The sequence below is a fragment of the Aeromonas bestiarum genome (assembly GCF_028751155.1).
Classification (GTDB): Bacteria; Pseudomonadota; Gammaproteobacteria; order Enterobacterales; family Aeromonadaceae; genus Aeromonas; species Aeromonas bestiarum.
Window position 1 is genome coordinate 2417442 of record NZ_CP064746.1, and the last position, 20181, is coordinate 2437622.

Annotated in this window: 16 protein-coding genes; 4 read left to right on the top strand and 12 right to left on the bottom strand. The window is 60.5% G+C overall.

Features of this window, described 5'->3' with window-relative positions; all coding sequences use genetic code 11:
• Positions 1-177 precede the first annotated feature (177 nt).
• From rplY to IU367_RS11280, 5 genes are all read right to left on the bottom strand, one after another.
• A complete protein-coding gene (rplY, locus tag IU367_RS11260) occupies positions 178-465 on the bottom strand; it encodes a 50S ribosomal protein L25 (RefSeq protein WP_042037696.1) in 288 nt (95 codons plus the stop codon).
• A 106-nt stretch (positions 466-571) separates the two neighbouring features.
• Positions 572-1429, bottom strand: a complete 858-nt coding sequence (locus tag IU367_RS11265; RefSeq protein ID WP_274451901.1) for a hypothetical protein — start codon at positions 1427-1429, stop codon at positions 572-574.
• A 96-nt stretch (positions 1430-1525) separates the two neighbouring features.
• Positions 1526-5455 (bottom strand): ATP-dependent RNA helicase HrpA, encoded by a 3930-nt coding sequence (gene hrpA / locus IU367_RS11270; protein ID WP_274451902.1) that lies wholly within the window; start codon positions 5453-5455, stop codon positions 1526-1528.
• Between the two features lie 215 nt (positions 5456-5670).
• Positions 5671-6093 carry a CBS domain-containing protein gene (locus IU367_RS11275; protein ID WP_043134846.1) on the bottom strand — a complete coding sequence of 141 codons (423 nt, stop codon included), beginning with the start codon at positions 6091-6093 and terminating at the stop codon, positions 5671-5673.
• 85 nt (positions 6094-6178) lie between these two features.
• Positions 6179-7249: a helix-turn-helix transcriptional regulator gene (locus IU367_RS11280; RefSeq protein ID WP_043134848.1), complete on the bottom strand. Its 1071-nt coding sequence runs from the start codon at positions 7247-7249 to the stop codon at positions 6179-6181.
• A gap of 622 nt (positions 7250-7871) precedes the next feature.
• Between IU367_RS11280 and IU367_RS11285 the strand changes: the two genes are divergently transcribed.
• On the top strand, positions 7872-9194 hold the full coding sequence (locus tag IU367_RS11285; protein WP_274451903.1) for a YjiH family protein: 1323 nt from the start codon (positions 7872-7874) through the stop codon (positions 9192-9194).
• Between the two features lie 304 nt (positions 9195-9498).
• Here IU367_RS11285 and IU367_RS11290 read toward each other — a convergent pair whose 3' ends face one another.
• From IU367_RS11290 to IU367_RS11305, 4 genes are all read right to left on the bottom strand, one after another.
• Positions 9499-9828, bottom strand: a complete 330-nt coding sequence (locus IU367_RS11290) for a YbaB/EbfC family nucleoid-associated protein (protein ID WP_042037688.1) — start codon at positions 9826-9828, stop codon at positions 9499-9501.
• Positions 9829-9953: 125 nt separating this feature from the next.
• On the bottom strand, positions 9954-12518 hold the full coding sequence (gene dnaX, locus IU367_RS11295; protein ID WP_274451904.1) for a DNA polymerase III subunit gamma/tau: 2565 nt from the start codon (positions 12516-12518) through the stop codon (positions 9954-9956).
• Between the two features lie 179 nt (positions 12519-12697).
• Positions 12698-13243, bottom strand: coding sequence for an adenine phosphoribosyltransferase (gene apt, locus IU367_RS11300; RefSeq protein ID WP_043134853.1), 546 nt, complete (start codon positions 13241-13243; stop codon positions 12698-12700).
• A gap of 132 nt (positions 13244-13375) precedes the next feature.
• A complete protein-coding gene (locus IU367_RS11305) occupies positions 13376-13753 on the bottom strand; it encodes a YbaN family protein (RefSeq protein WP_042871295.1) in 378 nt (125 codons plus the stop codon).
• A gap of 176 nt (positions 13754-13929) precedes the next feature.
• On the opposite strand from IU367_RS11305, the gene dusC reads away from it, so the two are divergent.
• The 3 genes from dusC to IU367_RS11320 all read left to right on the top strand — a co-directional run bounded on the left by dusC (position 13930) and on the right by IU367_RS11320 (position 16193).
• The gene (gene dusC / locus IU367_RS11310) at positions 13930-14874 is read left to right on the top strand and encodes a tRNA dihydrouridine(16) synthase DusC (protein ID WP_274451905.1); all 945 of its coding nucleotides are present in this window, start codon (positions 13930-13932) and stop codon (positions 14872-14874) included.
• A gap of 97 nt (positions 14875-14971) precedes the next feature.
• Positions 14972-15340, top strand: coding sequence for a TraR/DksA family transcriptional regulator (locus IU367_RS11315; RefSeq protein ID WP_274451906.1), 369 nt, complete (start codon positions 14972-14974; stop codon positions 15338-15340).
• A 94-nt stretch (positions 15341-15434) separates the two neighbouring features.
• Positions 15435-16193, top strand: a complete 759-nt coding sequence (locus IU367_RS11320; RefSeq protein WP_274451907.1) for a substrate-binding periplasmic protein — start codon at positions 15435-15437, stop codon at positions 16191-16193.
• 60 nt (positions 16194-16253) lie between these two features.
• On the opposite strand, the gene rnd is transcribed toward IU367_RS11320, so the two are convergent.
• From rnd to IU367_RS11335, 3 genes are all read right to left on the bottom strand, one after another.
• Positions 16254-17363: a ribonuclease D gene (rnd, locus tag IU367_RS11325; protein ID WP_274451908.1), complete on the bottom strand. Its 1110-nt coding sequence runs from the start codon at positions 17361-17363 to the stop codon at positions 16254-16256.
• A gap of 81 nt (positions 17364-17444) precedes the next feature.
• Complete coding sequence (fadD, locus tag IU367_RS11330) at positions 17445-19124, bottom strand: long-chain-fatty-acid--CoA ligase FadD (RefSeq protein ID WP_274454377.1); 1680 nt, start codon at positions 19122-19124, stop codon at positions 17445-17447.
• A gap of 198 nt (positions 19125-19322) precedes the next feature.
• The gene (locus IU367_RS11335; RefSeq protein WP_274451909.1) at positions 19323-20174 is read right to left on the bottom strand and encodes an alpha/beta fold hydrolase; all 852 of its coding nucleotides are present in this window, start codon (positions 20172-20174) and stop codon (positions 19323-19325) included.
• Between the last annotated feature and the right edge of the window lie 7 nt (positions 20175-20181).

Consider the following 20181-nt stretch of genomic DNA (forward strand, 5'->3'; position numbering starts at 1 on the left):
TTGTTCGAATACTTTATATATGCCAGAGCACCACAACGGGTGTCCTGCTGTCAATCATGCCTACAAGTAAAGACTAACGGTACTATTTGAGTATTTTATTTTTATCGGGAAAAAACGCCGTAAAAACAAAGAGGCCACCCGATTGGGTGGCCTCTTTACAGGAACGTTCGTTGCCGATTAAACGCGAACGAAGTCCAGGTGAACCAGCTTCGGCTTAACCGGGTGACGCTGGATAGCCTTCACTTTAACGCTGACTTCTTCACCGTTGATGACCAGGGTCAGCACGGATTCGTAGAATTCCGGCTTCTCTTGGGCAATGATGAATTTCTTGTGGTCAACAGTGATGGACTGGGCTTCTTTGCCTGCACCGTAGATGATGGCAGGAACTTGGTCAGCGTGACGCAGGCGGCGGCTCGCACCTTTCCCCAGGTCAGAACGGACTTCAGCTTGGAATACGAAAGACATAGTGGTTATCTCATATAGATGAATTTATGGTGCTGACTGCGACCGGTCAGCACCTCGCAAAACGAGGGCGCATACTAGCACGGGCCCAGTACAGTGACAAGAAACCTTAACGCCCCTGCTCCAGCCGTGCAAACCGCTGCTGCCGCTCTGCCGCACTCAGGGCATCGAAGCGGGCCAGGGTCTGGGGCGCCGGGCAGTAGAGGGTATCCCCCGCCTTGACCCGGATGCTGTTGCCCATCAGCGGGCGATTGTCATCGACGATGGCCAGCAGATAGCTGTAAGTGTCTCCCGCCGCCCCAGTGACGGTGCCATTCTGGGCCAGGGTGGCGGCGATACGCCACAGTGTCTCCCCGGATGCCACCTGATGACAGACCCGCTTGCCATTGCCGGCCGCCGGCGCCGAGAGCGTCAGCGTCTCACCGCCGGGGGATGCGTTCACCGCCGGTGGTGTCTCACCATTAGCAACACGGACCAGCAGGGTATCCGGCGCTCGCCGGGCCGCGTTCAGAGCCAGGCTCACCGCCAGCCGTCCGGTGCCCAGGCTGGTGGTGTACCGCTGACCCGGCATCACTGGCGGCGTGAATTCGGCCATGAAGGGTACTCCCAGACCGGCCACCTCCTGCTCGCTGTAATGCGGCGACGTGACGGGCGCGACGGGTGCCAGACCATAGGCGGCCTCATCGATGCGCCTGAGCCTGGCCAGATACGCCTTGGAGAGCTGCGCTTCCCCTTCGAACAGATCGAAGGGCGGCACCAGCCGGGCCGGAAACAGCACCAGCCAGCGCCCCTTCTTCTGTTTGAGCTCGAGGGGGGGAAACTGATTGCCCCGCCAGGCCACGAACATGGCCGGCGGGGAGCGGTGCAGCGGGTAATATTCTGGGTTCAGCTGCACCCAGGTTTGCTCTGCAATAGGCTGGTAACCGCTGATCACCACCTGCGCCATACTCAACCAGATCCCCAGCATCCTTGCCTCCCTGACTTGTGGTTTGAAGGGGGCCACCTGACTGGCAGCGCATCCTCATAAAGCTATATCACGCAGTTAAAACAGACAGATAGCAGCTTAGCACTGGGCGATGGCGTTAAGCACCCGTTTATCTGACACCGGATAGGGGGTCCCCAGATTCTGGGCGAAGAAGGAGACCCTCAGCTCTTCGATCATCCAGCGGATATTGGCCACCTCGGCCGGGATCAGCTGGGATTTGGGGACCTTGGCGAGCAGCGCCTTGTAATCGGCCTCCACGCTCTGCACCTTGAGCATATAGACCCGATCCCGGTTGGGATCGATGGCCAGCTTCTCCATCCTGCGCTCGATGGCGCGCAGGTAGCGCAGCAAGTCCGGCAGCCGCTGCCAGCCGGTCTCGGTGACGAAGCCCTTGTGAATGAGGTTGCCCAGCTGCAACTGGATATCGGACATGGCAAAGGCGGTATCAAGCTGCATCTTGCCCTTGAGCCGCTTCTTGATCTCGTGAGACAGGGTCAGCACGGCTTCCACCTGGCTGGCCACTTCCACCACGGCATCGTTGAGCTCGGCGCGCACGAACTCCTTGAGTGCCTCGAACCCCGCCTCGTCCCAGGCCAGGCCGCCGTGGCGCTCGATGAGCTTGTCGCAGCCGCAGGCGATGCAGTCATCGATCAGCTCAGCCACCTTGCCAAAGGGGTTGAAGTAAAGACCCAGCTTGGCCTTGTTGGGCAGCTTCTCCTGCAGGTACTTGATGGGGGATGGCACGTTGAGCAGCACCAGCCGGCGCTGGCCCGCCCACATCAGCTGCTGCTGGGCCACAGGGCTCTCCACCAGCTGGATGGAGACAGAGTCCTTCTCATCCACCAGCGCCGGATAGGCCTTTACCTCGAATCCGCCGCGCTTCTGGCTGTACTCCTGGGGCAGCTCGCCGAAACTCCACAGGGTGAGGCCGGACTGCTCTATGTCATCGTCAGCCACCTGGGAGAGCGTCTCCTGCACCTTGCCGCGCAGGGATTCCTTCAGCGCTTCCAGGTCTTTCCCTTCTGCCACTTTCTTCTGCTTGTCGTCCACCACCCGGAAGGTGAGTTTCAGGTGATCGGGCACAGATGCCCAATCCCAGGATTCGCGGGGCACGGAGACGCCCGTCATGCGGCGCAGCTGGCGCTCCATCTCGTCCAGCAGCGGCCCCTGCTCTGGGTTGAGGCTGGCGAGCAGCGCATCGGCGTAGTTGGGGGCCGGTACGAAGTTCTTGCGCATCGGCTTTGGCATCGACTTGATGAGGGCCACCAGCAGCTCATGGCGCAGCCCGGGGATCAGCCACTCGAACCCTTTCACCTCCACCTGATTGAGCAGCGGCAATGGAATGTGCAGAGTGACGCCGTCCGCCGCCTCCCCCGGTTCGAACTGGTAGCTCAACTTGAGCTTGAGTCGCCCCTGCTGCCAGAAGTTGGGGTAGTCGAGATCGCTGATGTGGGCCGCATCCCCCTTCATCAGCATCTCTTTCTCGAAGTTGAGCTGCTCGGGATCCTGCTTCTGCGCCTCCTTCCACCACTTGTCGAAGTGACGGGCGGAGATGACGTCTTCCGGCAAGCGGGCATCGTAGAAGCGGAACAGGTCCTCGTCATCCACCAGGATGTCGCGGCGACGGGACTTGTGCTCCAGCGCCTCCACCTCGGCGAGCAGCTTGCGGTTCTCGCCAAAAAAGCGGTGACGGGTCTCGAAATCCCCCTCCACCAGGGCGCGGCGAATAAACAGCTCGCGACACAGGGCCGGATCGAGGCGGCTGAAGTTGATGGTGCGCTCGTTGACCAGGGTCAGGCCATAGAGGGTCACCTTCTCCTTGGCCATGACGGCGCCACTTTTCTTCGACCAGTGCGGGTCGCTGTGGTGCAGCTTGATGAGGTGCGCCGCCAGCGGCTCCACCCATTCCGGCTCAATCTTGGCGTTGACCCGGGCGTAGAGCCGCGAGGTCTCCACCAGTTCGGCGGCCATCACCCACTTGGGCGGCTTCTTGAACAGGCCCGAGGCCGGGAACAGGTGGAAGCGGCCGTTGCGGGCGCCGAGAAACTCGGGTTTCTCCAGATCCTTGTTGCCAATATGGCTCAGGAGGCCGGTCAGCAGGGCGCAGTGCACCGTCTTGAAATCCGCCGGTTCATGGTTGGCCTTGAAGCCCAGCTCCTTCACCGTCTGGCGCAGCTGGAAGTGGATATCCTGCCACTCGCGCACCCGCAGGTAGGAGAGAAACTCCTTCTGGCACATGCGGCGGAACGGGTTGCTGCCCAGCAGATCCTGCTGCTCTTTCAGGTAGTTCCACAGATTGACGAAGGCGAGGAAGTCGGAATCCTTGTCTTCAAACCGTCTGTGCTGCTCGTCGGCGGCCTGCTTCTTCTCCATGGGCCGCTCGCGGGGATCCTGGATGCTGAGGCCGGCTGTGATCACCATGACTTCGCTCAGGCAGCCGGTTTGCGCCGCCGTGATCACCATCTTCGCCAGACGTGGATCAAGGGGAATGCGCGACAGCTGGCGACCTGTGTCGGTCAGCTGCAACTTGGGTTCGAGATCCTGCTGCTGGCCGGCTTGCTGGGCAGCGGCGTGACGAACAGGCAGTTCGCGCACCGCCTCCAGCTCCTTGAGCAGGCTCAGGCCATCCTTGATGTGGCGTGATTCCGGCGGCTCGACGAAGGGGAAGGCCTCCATGTTACCAAGGCCGAGCGCCAGCATCTGCAAGATGACGGAGGCCAGGTTGGTGCGCAGGATCTCCGGATCGGTAAAGGCCGGGCGGCCGTTGAAATCCTCTTCCGAGTAGAGACGGATACAGATACCGTCCGCCACCCGGCCGCAACGCCCCTTGCGCTGGTTGGCACTGGCCTGGGAGACCGGCTCGATGGGCAGGCGCTGCACCTTGGTTCGCCAGGAGTAGCGGCTGATACGGGCGGTACCCGGGTCTATCACATAACGGATGCCCGGCACAGTGAGGGAGGTTTCCGCCACGTTGGTGGCCAGCACTATGCGCCGGCCGGCGTGTTGCTGGAACACCTTGTTCTGCTCGGCGTTGGAGAGACGGGCATAGAGCGGCAGCACCTCGGTATCGCGCAGGTTGAGCTTGCGCAGGGCCTCAGTGGTATCGCGAATTTCCCGCTCGCCGTTCATGAAGATGAGGATATCCCCCAGCCCTTCGCGGGCCAGCTCTTCCACCGCATCGAAGATCCCCTGCAGCTCGTCGCGCTCCTCCAGCCCTTCACTCTTGTCACTGACGAGGGGGCGATAGCGCACATCCACGGGATAGGTGCGACCGGAGACCTCGATCACCGGCGCCTTGTTGAAATGACGGGAGAAACGCTGGGGATCTATGGTGGCCGAGGTGATGATCACCTTGAGATCCGGGCGCCTTGGCAGCAGCTGCTTGAGGTATCCCAGGATGAAGTCGATGTTGAGGCTGCGCTCGTGGGCCTCATCGATGATGATGGTGTCGTACTGGGTGAGCATGCGGTCGTGCTGGATTTCTGCCAGCAGGATACCGTCTGTCATCAGCTTGATGTGGGTCTGCTCGCTCACCTGATCGGTGAAGCGCACCTTGTAGCCCACGTAGTGACCCAGTTCGGATTGCATCTCCTCGGCGATGCGGGCCGCCACGGTACGGGCCGCGAGGCGCCGTGGCTGGGTGTGGCCTATATAGCCTTTCACCCCGCGCCCGAGCGAGAGACAAATCTTGGGGATCTGGGTGGTCTTGCCCGAGCCGGTTTCGCCGGCGATGATCACCACCTGATGTTCGCTGATCGCCTTGGCGATCTCCGCCTGCTTCTGGCTGACCGGCAGGTTGGCCGGGTAGGTCACCTTGGGCACGCCCGCCAGACGGGACTGGTAGCGCGCCTGTGCAACATCCAGATCCGCGGCCAGGGTCTCAAGCACGGCAGCCTGCTTGCCCTCAGGCAGCTTCTTGACCCCGTGCAGACGGCTGGAAAGGCGACGGGCATCGAGATTCATGCAGGCAGAAAGACGGCGGCGCAGCGCCTCGATAGAGAGAGACAAGGTACGAATTCCTTAAATGAGTGCCCAGAGGGGCCATATCGACAAGCGTTGGGAGATCCTAAAGAGCGAGGAAGAGAGGTGCAAGCCTTAAAGCGATTGGGGTGGCGATGAAAACCGGAATAACGGGCGCCTGGGCAGAAGCATCTGAATGGCGCGTCTGAATAAAAAGAGCAGGCACCCGGCCTGCTCCCGATGACGCATGGCGCCCAATCCGATCAGGCCCGGGCCTTGTGTACGAAACAGGTGCCCAGCTGGGCGTGGATCGCCAGCATCACATCGTGACGGCTGATCACCCCGAGCAGATGCCCCTCCTCCACCACAGGATAGATTTTGGGCTTTTGCCCCATCATCATCTCGGCCAGCTCCAGAATGCTGGTGTCGGGTCCGACCGCCAGCACCTCCTTGCGCATCACATCCTTGACCTGGGCGACCTGCTCGCAGTGATAGGCCTCCTTGAGCATGACGGCGATGCAGTCCTGTTCGGAAACCCAGCCAATCAGATGGCCTTGCGCATCCACCACGGGGCCACCAAGTTGGTGGCTGTTGAGAAACTTTTCGACCGCAGACTGCACCATCATGTCAGCGCTGAACGTGATGGGCCGGGTCTGCATGTAATCCTTTGCCTTGAGTGATTCCATTGTGCGTTCCCCCAACCAGCCTCCCGGGCGGGAGGCGCAAGCCGGGCACTATGTCCGGCTCACTCCAAGCATAGCTCGCACCGGATCAGGAGATGGATTGCAGCAACAGTAGCAGCTCGTTCTGACTGTGGCAGTCGGTCTTCTTGAACACCCCCTTGAGGGTCGAGCGGACGGTTTCTACCTTGACACCGCGCAGCTCGGCGATGTCGTTGCTGCTGTAACCCTTGCTCATCAGCACCAGCAGCTCCTTCTCGCCTATGGTGAGCGGATAGAGGCTGGCCAGCGCTTCTATATCGGGATTGAAGGAGTGCTCGGGATCCCGCAGCACCACTTCCACATAGCGCTCGAACCGGCTGAGGCCGCTCATCAGGGTGCACTGGATCAACAGCGGCCTTAAATTGGCCTGACGGGGAATCGACATATAAGCGCTTGCCCCCGGCAACAAGTAGGCAAAGCCATTCAGGATCTCCTTGAACTGGCGTTGTTGATCCTTATTTTGCAGCGAGAAAATACCATTGATGGCCCGCAGTTCCACATTCTCATCGGAGATACGATTGAAGGCCACATTGGAATAATGGATATGACCTTTATCATCGACGATGGCGCTGGGCTTATTATGGTTTTTAACCAGTTGCTGCAGCTGATAGTTCTGGGTTTCCAGGGCCAGCAGGTTCCAATAATGGTGGCTCCAGGCCGCAAGACCAGAATAAACCTCCGTCAGCGAGGAGATATCCTGAGCGCTGAAGTCATCCTGGCTGGCACCGCGATAGGTGCACAGGCTGCTAAGGCCCCGCCCCTTCACCCGGCAGACGCCTCCGGCCGCAAACTGGGCACCGAAACTGGCCAGCAGCCCGGTCGAATTGGACAATGTGGTGGCATTGACTATGCCCTGGCAGCCCTTGTCCAGATAGTGATTGAACCACACATCCTGGCGATGGTGCTGCACATAGAACTGCTGCTGGGCCTCCGTCAGCCCACTGGAGAAGAGTTTTATCCCGTCGCTCTTGTCATCATCCCGTAACAGAAACAGCGAGGAACTCCCCGACACATCGGAGCGGAACTGATCCACCACCAACTTAATGTCAGAGTCATTAATACCGCACTCATATAACTGGCTTATATAGGGCGATACCCTTTCTTTTGCTAATGCCTTCACACCCGAACTCCTAATTCTTATTTTTATTGAAGTGGCATCTTACTCTGCAATGAGAAACCCGAAAAGTAGTCAAATGAACAAAGGTTTTATAACTGATCCATAAATAGTAATGATGAAAGTACATAAGGATGAGCGAAAGCGAAAATCTGAAATCCAAGTTAATGTTTTATATGATTTTTGTCGCTATAGATTTTTTTATCATCATCAGGGTTCCCATCACGGCGAGATCCGTATCCCACGACAAACCTCGCATTTTTCCCCCTTTGGCCCCGACGACCGGCCCGGTTCCAATAAAGCTCCCGCTCCCCGCCTCCCCTGGCCAAGTTATTCTTGGTCTGGCGATGCCCGCACGACAGCGCCACATCTTGTCTGAGCGCGAGCCTCCCCTTTGCTGCCCATCTACCCAGCCAGGCTGACTACCCCACTCGCCACCCTTTGCCTCCCCTGCACCCAGCTCACCATCGACGTTGCCATCCGCTCGCCCTCTCACGCCGGACTCAAAGTGCAAATGTTTCACATTGGTTAATTTTGTGTTTAATTTATGGGCCGGCAACGATATTGTATATACAATTAGCTCAGTCAGATGTCGGGCAGGTGTCACACCCCAAGGAGAAATGGAAGTATGGAACAGGACAATGTACTCATAGCCCCCACAAAATCAGGTGCCAGCATCAAGCTGTTGCTGACCAGCCTGCTTGGTATCGCCATCTTTTTCATCCCGTTCGAGCTGGCGGGACGCAGCACCATACTGGTGGATCATCTGGCTGGCTTGCTGATGGCACAGCGGCCATTGGCGGTGGGATTGATCCTGCTGCTGATCGCTTATGGGGCCGTGACTCCGCTGCTGGATGGCCGCTGGCGCGCGCGTCCCATCGACCGGCTCCTGAGCCTGTTCAAGCTGCTCGGTCTTGGGCTGGCAGTGATGCATGTCGCCGAGCTGGGACCGACCTGGCTGATGACCCCGGATCGCCTGCCCTTTCTGTTCGACAAGCTGGCCATGTCGGTCGGCCTCATAGTCCCCATAGGTGCCATGGCCCTCACCTTCCTGCTCGGCTTCGGCCTGCTGGAACTGATCGGGGTACTGATGCAGCCCGTGATGCGCCCGCTATGGCGCACACCGGGACACTCCGCCATCGATGCGGTGGCCTCGTTCGTCGGCAGCTATTCGGTTGGTCTGCTCATCACCAACCGGGTCTTCCTCGCGGGCAAATACACTGTGCGGGAAGCCGTCATCATAGCCACCGGGTTTTCCACCGTGTCGGCCGCCTTCATGATCATTGTGGCCAAGACCCTCAACCTGATGGAACACTGGAACTTCTATTTCTGGTCCACCCTGGTGATCACCTTTGTCATCACCGCCATTCTGGCGCGCGTGCCCCCCATCTCCAACATGGCCCATCACGGGGAGACCGATGAGCCACTGCCAGCCGGCATGCGCCGCTGGCAAGCCGCACTGGCATCCGGGCTGGCTCAATCCCGTCAGGCGGACCCAGTGCTGCGCCAGTTGCAGGACAACCTCAAAGATGGCCTCAGCATGGCGGCCGCCGTGGTGCCTACCATATTGTCGGTCGGCCTGCTCGGCCTGCTGCTGGCACAGCACACCCCCTTGTTCGATCTGCTGGGTTGGCTGCTGTGGCCCCTGACCTGGTTGCTTGATCTGGGCGAGCCTCTGGAGACAGCCAGATCGCTCTCGGCCGGCTTGGCGGAGATGTTCCTGCCCGCCATCCTGCTCAAGGACGCGGATCTGCTGGTGCGCTATGTCACCGCAGTGGTGTCGGTCAGCTCTGTCCTCTTCTTCTCCGCCTCCATTCCCTGCATCCTGGCCACCAGGATCCCGGTGAGTGTGAGTCAGCTGGTAGTGATCTGGTTCCTGCGCACCCTGCTCGGCATAGTGCTGGCCGCACTCTGCGGCAAGCTGGCCATGGCGGCAGGCTGGCTGAGTTAAGCGAGGTGGCAACGCTGGTGATAAAGCGCAAGCGCGTGCACAAACCAGGAAGGTGCCCGAGGGCGCCTTCCTTTTTTGCACAGCAGCCATGGACCCGCCACAACAGGGGCTGGATTGGCACGCACGCATAAAAAAACGCAGCTGATACAGAGTGCCTGCATCAACTGCGTTCTGGTCATGCTTGATGGGGCTTGCCATGCCAGATGGGGAAGGTATGAAACACCCACCCTGCGCCACATCGCGGGAACATCAGACCGCTCTGGCCCTTAGCCCGCGCCCCTGTCGAAGCATTGGATTGACATCCTTAGAAGGGCAGCTTCATGCCCGGGGGCAGTTGCATGCCACCGGTCAGTTCGCCCATCTTGGTCTTGTTCTGCTCTTCCACACGACGAACGGCATCGTTGACGGCGGCAGCGACCAGATCTTCGATCATCTCTTTGTCATCTTCCATCAGGCTCGGGTCGATCTCGATGCGACGCACGCTGTGGCTGCCGGCCATGGTGACCTTGACCATGCCAGCACCGGCTTCGCCGACCACTTCCATCTGGGCAAGCTGCTCTTGCATCTTCTGCATGCGCTCTTGCATCTGTTGGGCCTGCTTCATCAGGTTCCCCATTCCACCTTTACCAAACATATGTCGTCTCTCGTCTTGAAATCCGGCATCCAGCGCCGGGCTGTGGGCTTGTCTGTCCTAGATGGGGACAAGCAAACCGCTTTTCAACCGGGCACAAGGCCCGGCATGGGTATTAAGCATCGAATTCAATTGCTGAGCGGTTCTATGCTCTCGTGGTGGAGCACGGCGCCGAATCGCTGAACTAAAAACTGCACGTTGGGATCCTGCTCCAGATCCCGGCTTACCTGCTCGCGCACGCCCAGATAGAGGCGATGCTCTATCTCCAGCGGCGTCTCCTGCTCGGGCACCAGGCCCAGGGTCACCTCCACCTGCACGGCCTGACCCAGCTCGGGGCCTATGATCTCGGCCAGATCGGCGCGGGCCCGATCGCTGATGAGGTGGCGCTGCTCGGGCTTGAGGGTCAGCAGCACAGTGTCTCCCTGCTGGCGCATGACGGAGTTGATCGCCAGCTGACGCAACCGGCCACCGACCCCGGTGCGGGCAATCAACTCGGCCCAGGGATCGCCGCAGTTGACCAGCAAGGAGGACGGGATCAGTCTGGCGACCTCTTCCCCCTCCTCGGGTTGGCTGTCGCTCTCCAGCTCATCCCAGTCGATGGTCTCCATCACGGAGGCCGTCGTCGGCTGTGGTTCGCTGGCAGCAGCAACCCGGGGCGTCGCGGGGGCGGTGCTGGGGCTGGGCACGGCAGGCGCTACCTGCGCCCTCGCGGCCGGCGTACCGTCCAGATCCCAGGGTGGCAGATCGTCCGGGTTGGGACTCGCTCTGGCGGGAGCCTGAGCCGGGGCAGCCTGACCATAGGCAGGCCCGGCGCTGGCCGTCGGCACCCGGTTCGGCATAGGGGCACTGGCAGCGGCATCGCTAAAGCCCTGGCTCAGATACTCTTCATAGTCGCTGCCACTGTCGTCATAGGCATCGAGCGGCGGCAGATCCTCATAACCCGCTACCGCTGAACTCTGGGCCGGCACCACGGCGGCGGCTTGCCAAGCGGGGGATGCGGGCGGCGCGATCGGGCCGGCCTCGGGGGCCGCCACCGGTCGGGTGGGCGCAACGCGAGGAGGTGCAGACGCAACGGCGGTGGCTCCTGGCTCACCACGCAGGCGGCTGCGCAGCAAATTGCGCTTGCCCAGCAGACTCTGCATGCTGGACGCGGCTGAGGGCGCAGCTTCCGGCTTGGCAACGGGAGCCTCTTCCATATGAGGCTCGGGGGATGGCGGTGCTGCCAATGAGGCATCCTGCATCGCAGGGTCATTCTCGCTGACTGGCGCCATTGGCTCACTCGCGCCAGAGGATCCCTCATAGCCCATCTGCTGCGCCTCACGCAGCAACTCGTCCTGCTCGGCAAACAGCGGCGCACTCAGCGCATCGCTGGCGCTCTCTTGCTCATCCGTAGCAGAGAGGATGACAGGCTCGGCCTGCACAAGGGTGTGCTCCCCCGGCGTGGGGGGCGGAGCATCACCAGATACAGCCGGTTGGGCCACAGTCGCTGTGGCCGAAGCGGGGGCTGGCTCAACCCCCTGTGGCTTTCCCAGCGGGGCCGGTGCGGTCCTTCCTGCCACGGCAAGTCCGGGCGGCAGCGCGGCAAGGTTGGCCGGGTGCACGGCCTCACGGCGCGGTGAGAACGCCAGCATGCGCAGGCAAGTCATCTCGAGCGCGGTGCGACCATCGGGCGCCCAGGGCAGATCCTTGCGCCCCCCCAGCACTATCTGGTAGCAAAGCTGCACCTCTTCCGGGCTCATGGCCTGGGCCAGCTGCAACAGGGCATCGGCATCAGCCCCCTGCTCCTGTACGGTGGCGGGCAGCAGCTGGGCCATGGCGATGCGATGGAGCAGCCCTTCCAGCTCGGCGTGCAGCTGATCAAAATCGGGCCCCAGGGTCGCAATCTCGGTGATCTTGGCCATGGTCGCCGGGGCATCCTGGCGCAGGATGGCCTCCAGCAACTGGTGAAGGTGGCGATGATCCAGCGTCCCCAGCATGGCCAGCACGCTCTCGAGGCGTACGCTGCCATTGCCGTGGGCCAGCGCCTGATCGGTCAGGCTCAGGGCATCGCGCATGCTGCCGTCGGCCGATTTGGCCAGGGCCTGCAGGGCGCGCGGCTCGAACGGTTGCCCCTCCTGATCCAGCACCCACTCCAGCTGCTTGGCGATCTGGGTCTGATCCAGACTCTTGAGATGGAACTGCAGGCAGCGGGAGAGGATGGTAATGGGCAGCTTCTGCGGATCCGTGGTGGCCAGCAGGAACTTCACATAGGGGGGCGGCTCTTCCAGGGTTTTGAGCAGGGCGTTGAAGCTGTGGCGCGACAACATGTGTACCTCATCGATGAGGTAGACCTTGAAGCGGCCACGGGCCGGCCGGTACTGCACGTTGTCGAGCAGCTCGCGGGTGTCTTCCACCTTGGTGCGGGACGCCGCATCGATCTCCAGCAGATCGACAAAATTGCCCTGATCGATCTCGCGGCAGGTGTCGCACACACCGCACGGATGGCTGCTGATCCCCTGCTCGCAATTGAGACTCTTGGCCAGAATGCGGGCTATGGTGGTCTTGCCAACCCCACGGGTACCGCTCAGCAGATAGGCGTGATGCAGCCGTCCCTGATCCAGGGCGTTGGTCAAGGCGGTCAGCACATGGTGCTGGCCTACCACTTGTTCAAACGTATGGGGGCGCCATTTACGCGCCAGAACCTGATAGCTCATAAGTCTCGATGCAGGGATGACAAGGCATTGAGGCAGAATGCTAACACAAATGCCAGGCGGGCTGTATCGGCTATCGGCGAGGTCGGGAGGGATCGCTTGAATTTCAAACCGATGCCCGGATGGGCACCGGTTTCGGGACACGCAGCAGGCTGACGAGGCCTGCGTTGCATCCTGGGGGATTACTCGCCGGCCAGTTCGACCAGTGAGACGACCTTGATGCCGGCCGCCGTCAGGCGAGCATCCCCGCCCAGAGATGGCAGGGAGATGATGAAGGCCGCATCGGCCACATCACCACCGGCACGGCGGATGAGCTTGACGGTCGCATCGACGGTGCCGCCGGTGGCCAGCAGATCATCGACGACCAGCACCTTGTCACCCGGCACTATGGCATCTGTGTGCAGTTGCAGGGTGTCGGTACCGTATTCGAGGGCATAGGACTCCTCGATCACGTCGCGGGGCAACTTGCCCGGCTTGCGCACAGGCACAAATCCCAGGCCCATGGCGAAGGCGACCGGCGCACCAAAGATGAAGCCGCGGGCCTCGGTGCCGACGATCTTGGTGATCCCTTGATCACGATAATGCTCAGCCAGCAGATCGATGGTGGCTTTGAAGGCCTCCGCGTTCTCTATCAGGCTGGTGATGTCACGAAACAGAATGCCCGGCTTCGGATAGTCGGGGATGGTCTTGATGCTCGCTTCGATAAATTTCAGGGTATCCGGATTCATTGTTTGACCGCTTATTTTTTGAGCCCAGGCGTGGCCGTATTTCTCGATTCCCGCCAGCGGGAAATAAAAAGGCCCGTCACGCAAAATGACAGGCCGACTCCATAGCATTATTGCCGCAATAGCTTAGGGACTTCACTTCGCCATTGCAACTGGCTCCAGTACCGGCAGACGCATTAACCAGGTGAGCAGGATCACCATTATGGCAATGAGCAGCAGCCTGACCCACAGCAGGGGCACCACCGCCAGCGACACCGAGAAAGAGAGCAGGATGAAGATGATGGCCCGGCGTCGGGCGTGGCGGCGAATGCCGCGATACTGCTGCCAATCGGCGATGGGGGGACCAAACCAGGGGTGAGCCAGCAGCCAGCGGTGAAAACGGGGGGACGAGCGGGCAAACAGCGCCGCCGCCAACAACATGAAGGGGGTGGTCGGCAACAGCGGCAACACGATTCCTATGATGCCGGTGACGAATGCCAACCAGCCCAATCCCATCAGACACCAACGTTTCATGGCCACTCCTCTTCCATCCAGCTCTGCTTAGCCTAACAGAGTTGACCCAAAAGCTGACAGCTCAGCCCCGCGAGCGGCGGCTGATTACGCTCAACGAGTGGGCTGACGGCTGACAAGACCGGCCATTGCCACTACAATCTGCGCTCTTTTTTCTCCCCTTGTCTTCGGAAGCAGCTATGCGCGTTATTTTGGCCCCCATGCAGGGGGTGCTGGATCACCTGATGCGGGAGGTACTCACCTCCGTCAACGACTACGACCTCTGCGTCAGCGAATTTATCCGCGTGGTCGATCAGCTGCTGCCTGCCAAGGTGTTTTATCGCCTCTGCCCCGAACTCAAGCAGGGCGGCAAGACCCGCGCCGGCACCCCGGTACGGGTGCAACTGCTGGGGCAACACCCCGAATGGCTGGCCGAGAACGCGGTGCGCGCCATTGAACTAGGCTCCCCCGGAGTCGATCTCAACTTCGGCTGCCCTGCCCCCACGGTGAACAAGAGCAAGGGCGGCGCCGTCTTGCTCAAAGAACCCGACACCATCTACCGCATCGTCAAGGCGGTACGGGAGGCGGTGCCCGCCCACCTGCCGGTCAGCGCCAAGATCCGCCTCGGATACGATGACAAGGATCTCTACCTGGAGAACGCCCAGGCCGTCTATCAGGCGGGGGCCAACGAGCTGGCGGTGCATGCCCGCACCAAGCGCGAAGGCTACAAGGCTCCGGCCCACTGGGAGTATGTGGATGCCATCCGCCGCGCCCTGCCCATCCCGGTCACCGCCAACGGCGAGATCTGGGATCATCAGGATGCGCTGACCTGTGCCCGCGTCTCCGGCTGTGATGCCCTCATGGTGGGGCGCGGCGCCATCTCCCTGCCCAACCTGGCCAACGTGATGAAGACAGGCTGTGCCCACATGAGCTGGGCCCAGGTGTTGCAGCTGATGGTGAACTACACGGAGCAGGATCTGGCCAGCGAGAAGGCGGACTACTACCCCAGCCGCATCAAGCAGTGGTTCAGCTACCTGAAGCGGGAATACCCGCAAGCCGACCTGCTGTTTCGCGACATCCGGCTGCACAAAGAGACGGCTCCCATCCGGGAGGCCTTGCTGCAAGCCTCGAAAACTGTGATCTAACCGTCCTTTACTTGACGCATATCATCTTGATAATCCTGTCGTCTCCCTATACTGCCCTGGATTTGTAATTCGTCTGTTGGGGGCTAGTGTGTGTGAAATGACGCAAGCTCGGTTGGCCGTGTGGCGTGATCGCCTGCTGACTGACTGGGCGCAAGTAAGAGAAGAGCTGATCGGTCAGCTCAAAGCCTGTCGGCGTGACGAGTGGGCGGAAAAAGTGGATCACTGCGAACGGGATCAGCTGGTGGATCTGACCAGTCGCCTCGACTTGCCCAAGGTGGAGCAGAGCGTGGCCAACCTCAAGCGGATCGATGCAGCGCTTTGTCAAATGGATCTGGGTCTCTATGGCCTCTGTTCCGATTGCGAAGAACCGCTTGCCATAGAGCAGCTCGAACAGGATCCGACCCTGCAACGCTGCCCGCGCTGCGAAGCCCGCTATCGCAAGGGATTCCACGCCCACGAACTCTGAGGGATGCACATTCGTGCATCCTCGCTTCCGGGCTGGTCAGCCTGCCGTTTCTATCCAATAATCAACAACAACCACGCTGAACAGGGACAGATCCGTGTACAGAGTCTTGTTGTTATGGTGTCTGTGCTGCACCGCCTGGGCACAGGAGTCACTGGTCGTGGGCTGGTCAAGCTGGCATCCGTTCAGCTTTCGCGATGAACAGCAGCAGTTGCAGGGGCTGGACATCGACTTGCTGGAGGCCATCTTCAGCCGGGCCGGTTTTGACGCCAGTTACAGCGAGATGCCCTGGGCCCGCGTGCTGCGCGAGCTGGAGTTCGGCTCCATACAGTTGGCCATGTCCGCCAGTCAAACCGCCCAGCGCGAACAGTTCGCCCGCTTTTCCATTCCCTATCGCAATGAAGAGACTGTGCTGCTCATCCGGCGCCAGGATGTGTCACGCTGGCAGGGGATAGCCCAGCTCTCCGATCTGCTGCCTCGCCCCGAATTCACCATAGGCATGCTGCGCGACTTTGACTATGGCGTGGATTTTCGTGCCTTCATGCAATCTCCCCAGCTGAAGGATCGCCTGCTCGTCAGGCTGCGGCTGGATCAGCTGGTGAAATTGCTGCTGGCAGGCCGCATCCAGGGTGTGGTCATGGATCCCATGGGGCTGCAGGAGCTGAGCCTCGTTGGCATGCCACTCGATGAGCTGGCCACACTGCTCACTATCCAGCAGACCCCGGTCCATCTGATGTTGAGCCGCCGCACCACCACGCCCCAGCAGTTGCAACGGCTCGACGAGGCCATCCGGGCGCTGCTGCAGAGCCCGGAATATGGGCAGATCCTCGCACGCTACCGCTACCCGCTGCAGTGAGGTATAGTGAGACAGATAAAAAAATGGGCCCATCGGGCCCATTGTTGACTGTGTCGCTTATTATGCCAGCAGGTGACCCACCAGCTCATGACGCCACCCTTGCAGCAGCATGGGCTTGTCGGCGCGAGCGCGCTCTTCATCGCTCATGCGCCAGCTCCAGGTGAAGTACTGGTGAATGATCTTCTTGCTCGCCACCAGTTCCGGCGGAATGTTGCTGGCCTTGGCCTTCTCTTCCACCATTCCCTTGATGCGCTTGAGCTCGGCCTTGTACTGGGGATAATCCACCAGCCGGCGAATGGGCTCTGGCCAGCTCGCAGGGTCGCTCTGCTGGGCCGTCGCGACTATGTCCAGCATCCGCTTGCCGTGGATCTTGATCTCGATGGGAGCCAGCCCCAGCTCGTTGAGATCGCGCAGCGACGTGGGTTTGCGCTCCGCCACCTTGAACAGGTGCAGCTCCTTGACCACGAAGTTGAGGGCCAGATCCCGCCGTACCGCTTCTTGCTGACGCCAGGCGGCCAGCTCGCGCAGTATGGCCAGTTCACGGCGCCCCAGTTGCCAGGCATTGATTATCTCGAGATAGGCCTGACGGGGATCGCTACCCTGGGTTTTGCGGGCCGAGTGGTTCTGACACTCCTGCTCGAACCAGGCAAACTTGCCGCTCTCGTGCAGCCGGGCCATCACCTTCTCGTAGAGCGGCATCAGGTAGAACACATCGGCCGCCGCGTATTCGAGCTGACGCTCGGTGAGCGGACGGGCCAGCCAGTCGGTACGGGCCTGATCCTTCTCCAACTCCACCCCGAGGAACTCCTTGACCAGGGCGCCGAAGCCCACCGAGACGCCGTGCCCCAGGAAGGCAGTCGCCAGCTGGGTGTCGTGCATCTGATTGGGCAGATGGCCGGCCTCGTGCTGGATCAGCTCCAGATCTTCGCCGGAGGCGTGCAATATGGCGATCTGCCCTGCCCGGCCAAGCCGTTGCCAGAGAGGGGTGAGATCCAGGGCCAGGGGATCCAGCAGGGCCAGGTGCTCGCCATCATAGATCTGGAACAGGCCCAGTTGGGGGTAATAGGTGCGGGTGCGAACGAATTCAGTATCTATGGCCAGGGGAACGTCGGCCAGGGAAGCGAGATACTGTTCCAGTTCGGCTTGCTGTGAAATGAGTTGATAGTGCATCTTTGCCTGCGCGTTGATCAGGGCCAAAAGAAAAAACCGTGGCATGACCCACGGTTTTGCATGACAGCGGCGCATCGCCCGCTATTGCTGCTTGGCAATTTCCTCGTCGCGCAGCACGCGGCGCAGGATCTTGCCCACATTGGTCTTGGGAAGTTCGTCGCGAAATTCTACCAGTTTCGGCACCTTATAGGCAGTCAGATGTGTGCGGCAGTGGGCAATAATCTCGTCCTCCTGCAGTTTTGCATCTTTCTTGACCACGAAGATCTTCACCAGCTCGCCGGACACCTTGTGCGGCACACCGACCGCCGCCACTTCCAGCACCTTGGGGTGAAGCGCCACCACGTCCTCGATCTCGTTCGGATAGACGTTGAAACCCGAGACCAGGATCATGTCCTTCTTGCGATCGACGATCTTGAAGAAGCCCTGCTCGTCGCACACGGCGATGTCGCCGGTACAGAGCCAACCATCCTGCATCACCTCGGCAGTCGCCTCTGGACGCTGCCAGTAACCCACCATCACCTGGGGGCCGCGCACCTGCATCTCGCCGGGCTTGCCAAACTCGGTGATCACCTGACCGGCGTCATCCACCAGCCGGATGTCGGTGGAGCAGACCGGCAGACCGATGGAGCCGTTGTAGTCGAGCAGATCGTAGGGGCAGACACTCACCAGTGGCGAACACTCGGTCAGGCCATAACCTTCCAGCAGCGGGGTATCAGTCAGTCCCTTCCACTGTTCGGCCACCGCCCGTTGCACCGCCATGCCCCCCCCTATGGTCAGCTTCAGCTTGCTGAAATCAATCGACTGGAATTCGCCGTTGTTGACCAGGGCATTGAACAGGGTGTTGACCCCTGTGATGCAGGTGAAGGGGTATTTTCTGATCTCTTTGACGAAGCCCGGGATGTCGCGCGGGTTGCTGATAAGCAGGTTGTATCCCCCCATGCGCATGAACAGCAGGCAGTTCACGGTCAGGGCGAAGACGTGGTAGAGCGGCAGTGCCGTGACCACGAACTCCTTGCCCCGCTCCAGCATGGGGCCGTAGACGCCGAGGCACTGCTCGACGTTGGCGATCATGTTGCGATGGGTCAGCATGGCCCCCTTGGAGAGGCCTGTGGTGCCGCCTGTGTACTGCAGGAAGGCGAGATCGTCGTTGGTGATCTCAGGCTTGATGTACTGCAGGTAGCGTCCCTTGGAGAGGGCCTGACGCATGGTGCTGGCGTGGGGCAGGTTGTATTTGGGCACCAGCTTCTTGACGTATTTCACCACGAAGTTGACGAGCGTGCCCTTGGCCAGCCCCAGGTTGTCGCCCATGCGGGTCAGGATGACGTGCTTGATCGGGGTGTCGTAGACCACTTTTTCCAGGGTATGGGCAAAGTTGGAGACGATGACGATGGCCTTGGCGCCCGAGTCCTTGAGCTGATGCTCCAGCTCGCGCGGGGTATAGAGCGGGTTGACGTTCACCACTATCATGCCGGCGCGCAGTATGCCGAACACGGCGATGGGGTATTGCAACAGGTTCGGCATCATCACCGCCACCCGATCACCCTGGCTGAGCTTGAGCTCGTTTTGCAGGTAGGCGGCAAAGGCGCGGGACTGCTCTTCCAGTCGGCGGTAGGTGATGGTCTGCCCCATGTTGACGAAGGCAGGCTGATCGGCGAACTCGGTCACCGATGCCTCAAACATGTCGACCAGGGAGCTGTATTGGTCTGGGTTGATCTCGGCGGGGACCCCTTCCGGATAACGCTTCAGCCAGACTTTTTCCACGAACTTCTCCTGCATAACTAGCACCTGTGCGCTCACTGTGTTGCCTCCGTCCCTGTTCACATCCATTTAAATCGGTTGTTTTAAGCTCATGCTCTAATGCCGCACATATTTACATAGGGCAACATCAATTAACAGCAAATTAACAACGAAAAAGTGTGAGGGGGAAGACAAACCTGGAATTATTGAAAGCCGGTGATTCTACCGAATTTGACAAAATTTTTCGATACAAACGGCGGTATCGACCGAATTTTCCATATGAAAATGGTGGTTTCCCGCCAAAACGACCATTTCTATTCGCTCGAATGCGCCATGACGCAACTGCCACTGCGCCAGCAGGCTGGCAAAGCCCTGCTCGCCCCGGATAAACAGCACAGGGCAGCGGATGGCCCGGATCAACGCCTGGGCCTGGCCTTCGCTCATGCGCAGTGGTGACAGATCCCGCAATCTGGGGTCGCTGCGCCAATGCCAGCGCCCGGCCCGCTCCACCAGTTGTCGTTCGCAGATAAGTCGCGCCGCGTTCGGGGCAATGTCCGCCACCTTGCAACGGGCCATTGCCGCTTCCTCGATGGAGGCAAAACCATTGGAGACCCGCTCACGGGTGCGGCTGCGATTTAACATCGCCCGGCGCAGCTGGGCCGGCACCTCCTCATCGGGCTGGCTCAAGGGGCCCAGCCCTTCCAGCATGATGAGCCGCTCCACCTGCTCGGGAAAGACACCGGCATAGGCAGAGGCGATCAGTGCCCCGAGGGAGTGACCGAGCAGGCTGAAACGCGGCCAGCCTGCCGCCTGAACGATCTGGTAGAGATCGTCCAGCCAGTCGACAAAGACATAGGGGGTGGTTTTGTGATCCGAGTGGCCATGGCCCGGCAGATCGACGCAGATCAGATGAAAATCAGCCAGATAGGGGGCCAGAGGCAGAAAGCTGGCGCCGTTGTCGAGCCAGCCGTGCAAGGCGATCAGCAGCGGCTTGCCCTGCTGCTCGTTGTCAAGCAAGGCCACCCGGCGACCATCGGTCAGGGTGACCATTTTCTCCTGCATGATGAGTGTCATGAGCAAC